The sequence below is a fragment of the Paenibacillus forsythiae T98 genome (genome assembly GCF_000520735.1).
Taxonomy (GTDB): domain Bacteria; phylum Bacillota; class Bacilli; order Paenibacillales; family Paenibacillaceae; genus Paenibacillus_AQ; species Paenibacillus_AQ forsythiae.
This window is the reverse complement of the sequence record NZ_ASSC01000172.1, coordinates 1-346: the sequence shown is the minus strand read 5'-3', so window position 1 is coordinate 346 and position 346 is coordinate 1. Positions and strand designations below refer to the sequence as shown.

The 346-nt window shown below is 71.1% G+C and carries 1 protein-coding gene; it reads left to right on the top strand.

The features are described 5' to 3' along the window. Window positions 1-346: PDZ domain-containing protein (locus tag L692_RS32430; protein WP_036722319.1), on the top strand; the 346-nt coding region annotated here is incomplete at both ends.

Sequence of the window (346 nt, the reverse complement as noted above, 5' to 3'; positions counted from 1 at the left end):
TGTCTCGCTGCCTGTCGTCATCGGCTTCAGCCAGCTGACGACGGGCATGCTGCCAAGGCGCAAGAGTGCCCGCGCCTCGGGACGGCTCCTGCTGTGCGGCGCCGTCCTGCTGGGCCTCGCACTGCTTGCGGCCCGGTACAGCCCGCTGACGCTGCTCGCGGCGCTCGCGGCTCTGCTGCTGCACGAAGGGCTGGTGTGGTACGGCGCTCTGGAGGAGCGCCGCAGCAGCCCCTTCTTCGTGCATCCGCCGCACGGCCTCAAGGTGCTGGCCGTGCTGCCCGGCAGCCCCGCGCAGGAGCTGGGCATCCTGCCGGGCGAGATCTTGCTGAAGGTCAACGGCGAAGCG